General features: G+C 70.1%; 1 protein-coding gene. It reads right to left on the bottom strand.

Annotation, left to right across the window (positions count from 1 at the left end; all coding sequences use genetic code 11):
- Positions 1–736: condensation domain-containing protein (locus AA75_RS48295; RefSeq protein ID WP_233289297.1), on the bottom strand; the 736-nt coding region annotated here is incomplete at both ends.

Genomic DNA, 736 nt, shown 5'->3' with positions numbered 1-736 from the left:
GCACCACCATGAACACCGTCGCCCCGCACTCCCGCGCGAGGGACGCCAGACCCGCGAACACCTCGTCGTCCAGCCGGAACTGCACCAGGTCGCCCCGGCCACCCGGTTCGGCCGGGCGCGGGTGGTCGGTGGGCAGGGTGAGCCCGTCGGGCAGGCCGGCGAGGGTGGTACGCCAGTAGTCGAGCTGGGCGGAGATCAGGCTCTGCGGGTCGGACTCCTCACCGAGCAGCTCCCGCTGCCACAGCGTGTAATCCGCGTACTGCACCTCCAGCTCACCCCAGCCCGGCGCCCCACCGCTCACCCGGGCCGCATACGCCTCGCCCAGATCACGCGCGAACGGCGCCAACGACCAACCATCAGCCGCGATGTGGTGCACCACCACCAGCAGCACCGACTCCCCGACACCCACCTCGAACAACCACGCCCGCAACGGCAGATCGGTGGTCACATCGAACGAACACGCCGCGGCCTCCGCCACCCCCTCGGCACCGGACACCACCTCCAGCAACCCACCGACCTCCGCCAACGGCACCACCCGCTGGAACGGCACACCGTCCACCTCCGGGAACACCGTCCGCAGACTCTCGTGCCGCCCCACCACATCCCGCAACGCAGCACCCAGCGCAGCCACATCCACCACACCCGAAAGCCGCAACCCCACCGGAATGTTGTAGGTCGACCCCGCCCCCTCGAACCGGTTCAGGAACCACAACCGCTGCTGCGCGAACGACAACGG

The sequence above is a fragment of the Kitasatospora sp. MBT63 genome (assembly GCF_000710465.2).
Taxonomy (GTDB): Bacteria; Actinomycetota; Actinomycetes; order Streptomycetales; family Streptomycetaceae; genus Kitasatospora.
This window is presented reverse-complemented; position numbering and strand designations above follow the sequence as displayed.